Origin of the sequence: Lysinibacillus sp. CNPSo 3705 (assembly GCF_028674935.1) — a bacterium.
Lineage (GTDB): Bacteria > Bacillota > Bacilli > Bacillales_A > Planococcaceae > Lysinibacillus.
Map to the genome: position 1 here is coordinate 56,060 of NZ_JAQZSD010000029.1, position 9,775 is coordinate 65,834.

General features: G+C 35.0%; 10 protein-coding genes. 6 read left to right on the forward strand and 4 right to left on the reverse strand.

From position 1 onward, the window contains the following. Positions 1 to 136: 136 nt before the first annotated feature. Positions 137 to 1,132 carry a S66 family peptidase gene (locus PVA17_RS13690; RefSeq protein ID WP_274068008.1) on the forward strand — a complete coding sequence of 332 codons (996 nt, stop codon included), beginning with the start codon at positions 137 to 139 and terminating at the stop codon, positions 1,130 to 1,132. A gap of 235 nt (positions 1,133 to 1,367) precedes the next feature. Continuing rightward, on the forward strand, positions 1,368 to 2,177 hold the full coding sequence (locus PVA17_RS13695) for a S1C family serine protease (protein WP_132364832.1): 810 nt from the start codon (positions 1,368 to 1,370) through the stop codon (positions 2,175 to 2,177). 241 nt (positions 2,178 to 2,418) lie between these two features. Here the strand turns inward: PVA17_RS13695 and PVA17_RS13700 are convergent, their stop codons facing one another. Both PVA17_RS13700 and PVA17_RS13705 read right to left on the reverse strand, forming a co-directional pair. Continuing rightward, positions 2,419 to 2,619, reverse strand: a complete 201-nt coding sequence (locus PVA17_RS13700; protein WP_004230088.1) for a cold-shock protein — start codon at positions 2,617 to 2,619, stop codon at positions 2,419 to 2,421. 224 nt (positions 2,620 to 2,843) lie between these two features. Continuing rightward, positions 2,844 to 3,125: a DUF1033 family protein gene (locus PVA17_RS13705; RefSeq protein ID WP_132364830.1), complete on the reverse strand. Its 282-nt coding sequence runs from the start codon at positions 3,123 to 3,125 to the stop codon at positions 2,844 to 2,846. 127 nt (positions 3,126 to 3,252) lie between these two features. Here PVA17_RS13705 and PVA17_RS13710 point away from each other — a divergent pair, with 127 nt between their 5' ends. Continuing rightward, on the forward strand, positions 3,253 to 4,980 hold the full coding sequence (locus tag PVA17_RS13710; RefSeq protein ID WP_132364828.1) for a globin-coupled sensor protein: 1,728 nt from the start codon (positions 3,253 to 3,255) through the stop codon (positions 4,978 to 4,980). A 44-nt stretch (positions 4,981 to 5,024) separates the two neighbouring features. Beyond that, positions 5,025 to 5,306 (forward strand): acylphosphatase, encoded by a 282-nt coding sequence (locus PVA17_RS13715; protein WP_132364826.1) that lies wholly within the window; start codon positions 5,025 to 5,027, stop codon positions 5,304 to 5,306. A 733-nt stretch (positions 5,307 to 6,039) separates the two neighbouring features. Here PVA17_RS13715 and PVA17_RS13720 read toward each other — a convergent pair. Beyond that, the gene (locus PVA17_RS13720) at positions 6,040 to 6,306 is read right to left on the reverse strand and encodes a hypothetical protein (protein ID WP_132364824.1); all 267 of its coding nucleotides are present in this window, start codon (positions 6,304 to 6,306) and stop codon (positions 6,040 to 6,042) included. An 883-nt stretch (positions 6,307 to 7,189) separates the two neighbouring features. Here PVA17_RS13720 and PVA17_RS13725 point away from each other — a divergent pair. Together PVA17_RS13725 and PVA17_RS13730 are read left to right on the forward strand one after the other, a co-directional pair. Then, positions 7,190 to 7,840 (forward strand): 5-bromo-4-chloroindolyl phosphate hydrolysis family protein, encoded by a 651-nt coding sequence (locus tag PVA17_RS13725; protein ID WP_132364822.1) that lies wholly within the window; start codon positions 7,190 to 7,192, stop codon positions 7,838 to 7,840. Continuing rightward, positions 7,837 to 8,904 (forward strand): toxic anion resistance protein, encoded by a 1,068-nt coding sequence (locus PVA17_RS13730; protein WP_274068009.1) that lies wholly within the window; start codon positions 7,837 to 7,839, stop codon positions 8,902 to 8,904. The genes PVA17_RS13725 and PVA17_RS13730 overlap by 4 nt, the downstream gene beginning before the upstream one ends. Before the next feature lie 251 nt (positions 8,905 to 9,155). Here the strand turns inward: PVA17_RS13730 and PVA17_RS13735 are convergent, their stop codons facing one another. After that, a complete protein-coding gene (locus PVA17_RS13735) occupies positions 9,156 to 9,353 on the reverse strand; it encodes a DUF6501 family protein (RefSeq protein WP_132364818.1) in 198 nt (65 codons plus the stop codon). Between the last annotated feature and the right edge of the window lie 422 nt (positions 9,354 to 9,775).

Consider the following 9,775-nt stretch of genomic DNA (forward strand, 5'->3'; position numbering starts at 1 on the left):
TCCGGACTCTCAATACATTAAGTTTACATAATATTATTATTTCAACTCTTTTATAACCCTAACTTTTTAAATCTATATACGACTCTTTAAAAAATCATGTATAATAGCTTTTATCTTAAATTGAAAGAGGGTTTTTATGTTTTCCCCATTAAAAAAAGGCGATACCATTGGCATTTACTCGCCCTCCAAACCAGCTACAACTATTGCAACAGCTCGCTATGAACGAGGTAAGAAACGTTTGCAAGCACTTGGCTTTACGATTAAGGAAGGTTCATTAACTGGAAAAGAAGATTTTTATCGCTCTGGTACACCGAAAGAACGAGCAGAAGAGCTGAATGCACTACTTCGTGATTCCCATATCAACATGATCTTACCTACTATGGGTGGTACTAACGCTAATAGTATGCTGCCATACCTAGATTATGAAGCATTTAAGCAGAATCCCAAAATACTTATAGGTTTGTCTGATGTTACCGCTATACTTCTCGCAATGTATGCAAAGACTAGTATTCCTGTCTTTTATGGACCTTCTGTTGCTTCTACTTTTGGTGAATTTCCACCTTTTGTCCATTATACAGAGCAATATTTTAAAGATTTATTTTTACATTCATTATCAACTCCCTATACTATGCCAATCCCACCTATTTGGACAGATGACCGACTAAATTGGTTAGAAAAAACGACTGAAAAAACTCAACATCATAATTCATGGATTACAGTGCAACATGGCACTGCTGAGGGACGTTTAATAGGTGGAAATATAAATACGATGTACGGCTTCATTGGAACGCCTTACTTCCCTCTTATAAATAAAGGAGATATTTTACTTCTCGAAGATACTTCTAAAACAATTGCGGTTGTTGAGAAAAACTTTGCTATGCTAAAACTACACGGCATTTTCGACAAAGCTTCTGCAATTATTTTAGGTAAACATGAACAATATGATGATTTAGGGACCGGAAGAAAGCCTTATGATGTGTTGCTAGAGCAACTAGATGGACGTACTATGCCTATAATGGCTGATGTTGATTGCTGCCACACTCATCCCTTGCATGCTATGCCCATAGGCTTACGTATACGTGTCAATGCAACTAGCAAAGAGATTACCTTTCTAGAAACCTGGTTTTCATAACATTCGTATAACCTACATACTTCACGTATAATGAAGACAAATAGCTAAAGTAGTCTAATTTGCAACTGTCCTTTATGATGGTATTTAGCTATCACACTCAGTGGATAATGGCAACAACGCTATTTTGTAAAAATATCGACCTTATCGTATAGATCCTACAATGCTAACAACTGCGGCCCAAAAGAATTGATAAAAATTACTTGGGCGCTTTTCATTTTGGGTAAGGAGGGTTTTTATGAATGATATACATAGCTCAACAACAGATGAAGAATTGACAGAAGAAGAATTAATAGAACTTGTCCTCGCTGAACAGCAAAAGGCGCTGGCACAAGAACAAGAAGAACTACTGCAAGGTAAAAAGCCTAAAAAACGAAAGCCAATTGTCAAATGGATTGTCTGGAGTATGGCATTTGTATTATTTTTGAATACCTTTGCTCTTATCTTTCAAATTTACTCCCCTCCAGCTCTTGAATTTTTGAAGGTGTCTGCTCGGTTATCAGCGCAAGAAGATATAAAAACCTATAAAAAAGCTGTAGTAGAGATCTCTACAGGCTCTAGTAAGGGCACTGGTTTTTCGATATCTTCAGATGGACTTATTGTAACCAATGCACACGTTGTAGAAGATGCTCAATCATTATTCGTCATTTTTCCTGAAGAAGGTTTAATGGCTGCCAAGGTACTACAAAGTTTCCCTGACGTAGATTTAGCATTATTGCAGGTAGCTGGTGATGACTTACCTTCCCTCTCTCTTGCAGAAAATCCTAACTATAGCAAAAATGAGCATGTCTATTTCATTGGTAATCCATTAGCTTTTACGGGCATTGCAAATGAAGGAACATTACTGGAGTCAACTTTCGTTGATGATTGGCAGGAGCCTATTATGATGATGAAAGCTCCTGTTTATCGAGGAAATAGTGGCAGTCCTGTTATAAATGCTGCTGGTGAGGTGATTGGAATCGTCTTTGCAACTGCTAAAAAAGCTCCATATGGTCGTGTCGGTTTGTTTATTCCTGTAGAAATGCTACAACGCATACTAAGTAAATAATCCAAAAAGTTGCTTGTTTTCTAAAGAGACAAGCAAGTTATTTTGTTTACATAATAAAATTATAAGAAAATGAGAAACTGAATTTTTGACCTGTATGAATGGTAGTTTCTAAACTCTTTCATATAACAAGTCACTAGTAATCATATCTTGTAACTCTCTAATGTTCGAAGCATACAAAAAAAAGGCATCCTATATCAATAGGATGCCTTAATTTAACGAAAGTAATTTTAATTACTGAGAATTAAAGTTTAGTTACGTTAGCAGCTTGTGGTCCGCGGTTGCCATCTACAACTTCGAATTCCACTTTTTGACCTTCGTCAAGTGTTTTGAAACCTTCGCCTTGGATAGCTGAGAAGTGTACGAATACGTCGTTTTCACCTTCAACTTCGATGAATCCAAAACCTTTTTCTGAGTTAAACCATTTTACTGTACCTTGTTTCATTTAAGAAAACCTCCAAAAAATAAAAGTGAACAATATGTAATTTCTTCAACGAATGGAAAAAATTCACATATTACAAAGAGTACCGAACTAACGCGATCACTTTTTGTAATATGTGAATTCATGTTTCCGGTGAAGCAATTAAATTGTTAACCTAAGTATAACCGCCATTCATAATTTTGTCAAATAAAGAAAAATGTTTTTTTATTAATTTCTAAATTTTATTTCTATTTCCCAGATTTTAAAGCGATAATGCCGTGATATATTTGTACATCATCATCACAGGCTTCGCAAAAAACACTTTCATCTTCTGACCAGAATGCCCAATATCCCTCTTCTTTCGTAGCCTCATTATCGTATGTTAAACGGAAGTGCTGCAGCTTCGTTTGCAATGCTGACTCAAATTGCTCCTCCGTTTCAAATGTTTCATTTGATTGAATAAAAGCCTCCCAGCCTTCAAACTTCCACCAAGGCTCATAATCAGCTTTCATGTAAATGATTGTATACATATTTGCCACATTCCCTGCTGTAATAAGATATTTTCATTTTAGCAAACACATTTGAAATGTCTATTAAAACACTCTGTCATATGCTATTATTACCTTATTATTCATAAATTTTGGAGGTATTTTTTTTATGTTTTCAAGTATTCGACCTAAGGCCGAACTCGATGAATTATTAAAGCGTGGTACAAATTTAAATGCTACTGGTCGTTTTAATAAAACATTAGCATTTAACCATTTCAATGCTCAAGATGAAGAGAATTTAAAAACGCTCTACAATAAATTAAAAGATATCACGCCTTCAATGAATGCTATTTTTAATAACTATTTAAGAGAAATCTCTCTTTCCTCTCAGCTAACGATTAGTGAAGAAAATATTAATCGATACTTAAATCAATTTTTCTTAGCTACTCGTGATGATGACTATGTAGATGAAACTGTTAAATTTTTTAATTTATTTAGAAAGAATCAATATGAGCCAGGAAAGTTAATCGTCGTCTTCAATCAATTTGCATTTTATATTACTACATACATTTTACATAATTTCGGTTTAAAACCTAATAAAGCATTTGAATATATGAAATCTTTCCAATCAGCTGTTAATGTTGACCAAGAATTACTCATCGAAGTATTAACAGAACGTACTATTGAAAATGTAGTTGCTGAAATTTCTTCTTTAATGGATGTCAACGCAAAAATCATGTACATGAAAGATTTAGTATTTAGCCTAGATAAACAAAACGAAGAAATCCAGTCCTCTACCGCGGCAACTGAAGAAATTGCCGCTTCTATTAACGAGGTTGCTCGAATGTCTTCTCGTATTTCTGAAAAAACAACTGAATCTGTTGATCATGCTGTACAAGGAAAAAATGCAATTGAGCATGCCCTTTCTGAAATCTTTAAAACAGAAGAGACATTTACAACAATTGTTGAATCCTTTTCAGAATTACAAAAGCGGGTAAATGATATTGAGCATGTTGTAACATTAATAAACCAAATTGCCGATCAAACAAATTTACTTGCTTTGAACGCTTCTATTGAGGCTGCACGGGCGGGCGAACATGGTAAAGGCTTCGCCGTAGTTGCCCAGGAAGTTCGAAAGCTTGCTGAGGGAACGGTTTCAGCGCTAAGTGAAGTAACTGCAAATGTACATCATTTAAAAAGCTATTCAAACGATGTGTCAAACTCAATTACAGAAACAACTGAGATTATTAAAGATGCAACAGTAGAGGCTAAAGAATCGTTACCATTATTAAATGCGATTGTTAGTGCCATTGAAGGCATTAATCTGGATGTCACGAATACAGCTGCGATATCACAGGAACAGGCTGCAGCTATTGATGAAGTATCAGCAAGAATGATTGAAATTTCTAACCTTCAAGATGACATTCGCGAATATAGTCATAATACATCGAGTGATATTCATTCATTAGGGAAAGAAATTAATCGTTTCCGCAATGATATTATTGAGAATAATAATGTTCAGCTATCTTCTATAGCACTTTTACAATTATCAAAGGCCGATCATATTTTATGGAAATGGCGAATTTATAATATGTTCCTTGGTCTTGAAAATGTCGAGCCAAGTGATGTTTCTTCGCATACAGATTGCCGTCTAGGTAAATGGTATACATCCGCTCGCACTGTTGAACGTTTTGGACACTTACAGGAATATCGAGAATTAGACGCCTATCATTTACGTGTTCATGAATCGGCGAAGTTAGCAGCGGAAGCTTATAAGGTTGGGAATATTCAACAAGCTGAAGTTCATTTAAAAGAAGTAGATCAAGCTTCGAAGCATGTTCTCTATTTTATCAATAATTTAATCGTATATTTAGAAAAAGAACGTGTTATGCACTAAGCACCAAGGGGGTTCTCCCCTCTTAACTAGTAGGAGGTGTTAGCTTGAACAAGCGAGCGCTTATTAAATTTTTCGGTGATGTTTACGGGACTGGCTATCGTTTTTTCATTAAACAGAAAGCGATTGAACTAGGATTAAAAGGATACTGTAAACTAAATAATCAAGATCAAATTGAGGTTGAAGTAGAAGGATCAAAAAAAGCGATAGATGAATTCTTAGTATTCGTCCAAAAGGGTGTTAGCCCTCAAGCAGATTCCAATTCATTTACTTTAGAGCTTTTTGATGATTTAAAAGGTTATACACGCATGGAGTCAGACATTGTTTAGTCTGGCTCTATTGTTTTTATAGTGTAGGAAGGCTATTGGTAATGGGCGATTATTAATGAATAGCATACGGATTATTTAAAATGACGTTGCTGGGGGCAAATTTAATTAGAATTGAGGTTAAATCCTCAGTCCTTTTTATTTACCCTTCAAAAAATATTATGGGTGATCCATTGAACTTTATTGCAATGCATTTCCTAATACATGTGTGTTCGTTGCTGCATGTTCTCATTCCTCTTTTGATCTATGCTTTATTTAGTTGCTACCGCATTTAAAAGTAATTGTTTGTTATGGTCAGACATTACACGCCATTCTTTAACCGTTACTTTCATTTGCCCTCACATCCTTTCGAATTTTCGCTTCCAAACACTGTATGCAAATGGGAGCGTATGTAAGACACTTCCACGTTGATTTATCATTCAAATCCCAAAGTTCATGCGATACATCCATCGGGTTTCTTGTCATAATAAAAAGCCACATCTCATCATGAGTATGACCTTAAAGTCCTAATTATAATTCTTTAAATAGATTGCACTGCCCCGTAATTATCATCCTTATTAACTACATCACCGACATTCCGAATCAGAGCTGATAGAAATTTGTTGATGAAATACGTCATAATTATATCTCCATTTTGTTCACACAAGCTGACACACTATAAACCGAATGCCATCATAAGAAATATAATGCACAATAAAAAGCCACAATAAATTAGATGTGACTTGATATCAATATTTTATTTTGTCGTTAATGTCTCAATGGTTTTACTGTTATTACAGATCAAACATTTAGCTTTAAATTTTATACTCGATGAGAGTGATTGCAACTTACTTAAGTCGTTACTCAACTTTTCTATTTCAACTAAACCTTCACTTTGCAAAAGCCTAATTTCCAACTCAAATTTTTTTAATGATTTTTGGATTAATTCTATATCTTCCTTGTATTTCTCTAACATAATTTTAGGATCAATGAGTTCAATCTTATTGTTTGTGTTTTTTTGCATATGGTAGACTCTCCCTTTTAACCTATGAAGTCATCTTTATGGCGCAATCTTTGGTACATAAAAAATTGAAAAACACCCTAGTACATGAAAAAATTTTAACAATTGGATTTTATTAACACTATTATAAAGTTGTTTAACATATTTAACAATGTTATTTTTCATTCAAATGAAAATCAATTATGCCTCGGCTATATTGTTGCTGTCGCTTCGCTTTCGCACAGAAAACTTTTGTTGCTGTCGCTTCGCTTTCGCACAGAAAACTTTTGTTGCTGTCGCTTCGCTTTCGCTACAGAAAAAAATGCGTCTGAGATTGCCTTTAATGGTTGTATAAGAAGCTCCTTTCAGAATTCTGTGAAAGGGTACAGGTGAGTTGGGACAAGTCTATCGAATTAAAGCATTTTCAGTCTAATAAATGACTTAAAATCGGCGTGTACCACTACTCGATATGTAAGCGTATTTTGAAATCTCGAATACGCTTATTAATTTTAACGCCATGACGAGGAATCAACAACAGACGAAAAAACAATACTAATGTTTAACCTATTAAGAGAGAATAAATTGACTAACAACATGTGAAGCAATTCGCGAATTACTATAATTTTGAATACAATATATAGAATGAAATCGATTAATCCAAATAGCCCTTTATTATCTACCCGAGTAATAGATGACACAACAATGTCGGACAGTTTGTTTGACTTCTTTTTCGTCTATCCCCTTTTCTTCCTAATAAAGCAAAGGATTTTCTTGTTCTTAAGTAATATCATTGAGAAACTTTACAAATAGCAGTAAAATTTATGTAAGGATTATTATTTCATTGAAACTTTATGTCGATTATTTCGTATAAGAATATAGACATATTTAAATGCTAGGAGGAAGAAACATGCTCAGTGTCGGACAGTTTTTCTCAAGACATACCGCTAGCTTCTTAATTTCTCTCACAACTGTTTCTATCACAGCAATTGCGGCAAGTCCAGGATACTTCCTTGGTGGTATATTGTTTGCTGGAACATATGCGTCGAGTACGGCGTTATTGAAATATAGACAGAAAAAGAAATTCATGCAAATAGCAGGTATAACAAAAGAAGAATACAAACATATTGAATCACAACTTACAGCAGCCAATAAAAATATTCAAACATTAAGTCAAAACTACTTACGTGTACGTTCAGTTTCTGCATTTAAGCAATTACTTGAAATGACACGTATTTCAAAAAATATCGTGAAAATAGTTAAAACAGACCCACGAAAATTTTATAATGTTGAACAATTTTTTTATGCACACCTCCCTTCCGCTGTCGAATTAACGGATAAATATACGATGTTATCGAGACAGCCTGTGAAGGATAAGGAAATCCAACTTACATTATCGAAAACAAGAGAGACACTTACAGATTTAAATGATACGATTCAAACTGATTTAAAGGATGCGCTTTCCAACGATATTGACCATCTTCAAATGGAAATAGAATTTGCGAATCGTTCAAATATAAGACGAAAAGAACAATTGGAGTGGCGAGGCGATGATAAATGACAGCGAATGATCACGCATTTCAACTAAATACAATACAAGGTCTTTCCCCACTTGTGCAATCTTATTTAGAAACAACTCCAAATAATGAGGCGATGGCGACGTATGATACGCTATCGCCTCTTGCACAAAGTCGTGCACTTCTATACGCTAGTCAGCTTGACCTGACAAACTTCGAGTCAGTCCTGTCTTTAGGGCAAGATTCACAACGATCGCTTTCCCAATTTGCTGATCGAATGCTTGCACAAGTCAAACAAAAAGATGTCACAAAAATTGGCCAAATGTTAGACTCATTAATGCAAACATTAGACCGTGTGGACCCTAACGCATTAGAACCAAAAAAGCAGTCCTTTTTTAAAAAGATGTTTGGTAAAATTGAGCCTACTGTTAAGCAAACATTAACGGAGTTTGAACGTATAAGTATCCAGGTAGAACGAATTGGTGTTCAGCTTGAACGTGCACAGCTTCAAATGCTAAGAGATGTGGAAATGCTAGAAGGACTTTATGCACATAATAGAGGATTCTTTGAGGAGTTAGCGACCGCCATTGCAGCAGGACAAATGAAGAAGCAGCAAGCCATTGAAGTGGAGCTTCCTGAAAAAGTAACTAGTGTACAAGCAACGAAACAGCCACTAGCTATCCAACAACTTAATGATTTTGCCGCTCAAATTGAACGTCTAGATCAACGTATTTATGACTTACAAGTATCGCAGCAAGTTGCCTTACAAACTGCACCACAAATACGCATGATTCAGCAGTCTAATCAAACATTAGCGGAAAAAATTGAATTTTCCATCGTTACGCTCATTCCATTGTGGAAAAATCAGTTGGCCATGATGTTATCTATGCATATGGATCATCGCTACGCACAGCTAGAGGAAAGATTATCTCGTACAAATGATCGATTTACGAGCCCTTCCTTTGAACAGCAAGTATCGAAATTCAAGGAAACACAACATGAGCTGAAGACAGCTATTAAAGACGTCTTTGCCCTTCATACAGCTACAGAACAGGAAAAACAACAATTACAGGATGTAGCTGAATTAAAAACCTTTAAGAAGGAATGATTCCCTTTTTTCAACAAAGAAGGGTGGCTCAGAAAAATCTGAACCACCCTTTTATTTCCATTCAGCAGAAGACACCCACCTCTGAAGGTGGTGATGAATGCATATGTAGCTCCCCCTTTTCAGGGATTTCCAAACACCTACTGAATGAAAATAAAGCCTCCGGCGGATGTCACGGATTTTTAAAAGGAATGAATTGTGCAGGCACAATTCAAAATCCGGACGCAATTACGCCAAGGCAAAATTGATTATACTTATTCGAAATAATCTTTATAGTAGCCACCGATATTACCAGTGTTATCGATAATAAAAATGAACTCTTCTGTTTCATTTTTCACATCATATTGTTGCCCTACTGTTAAGACGTTTGAAACTAAATATTTTGATGCATTAGTATGCTTACAAGTAACTGTGCGTACTGTTGGAGCATCTTTCCATTTTAAATGTAACATAATCTCTCTACCTCTCTTTACTAGCACGAAGCTAATGTCTATTGCTTATTTTATAATATTTTTGAACTTTTGTGGAGAAAAAAACCATAGAAGATCATATTTTCTCCATAACTATCGTTATTTAACCATATTCATCATAAAAATTTTTAATTCGAGGTGTTCCTATGAGCTTTGGTGGTGTACCGCAATGGTTTTTTATTCTAGCCGTTGCCTTTGCAATTTGCTTTATTTTATACGCAGAATGGAATTCTAGAAAATAAGTGAGCCCAATACATTGGACTCACTGAATAACTTACGGTTTTATAATAGCGAACCTTTTTCACATAAAAATAAGGCACTTCTTGTTCAATTTTGAACAGGAAGTGCCTTATTTCTGTCTCTATTCCTTATTCATTTTCGTTTAGTAGCTTTAATATCCGTTT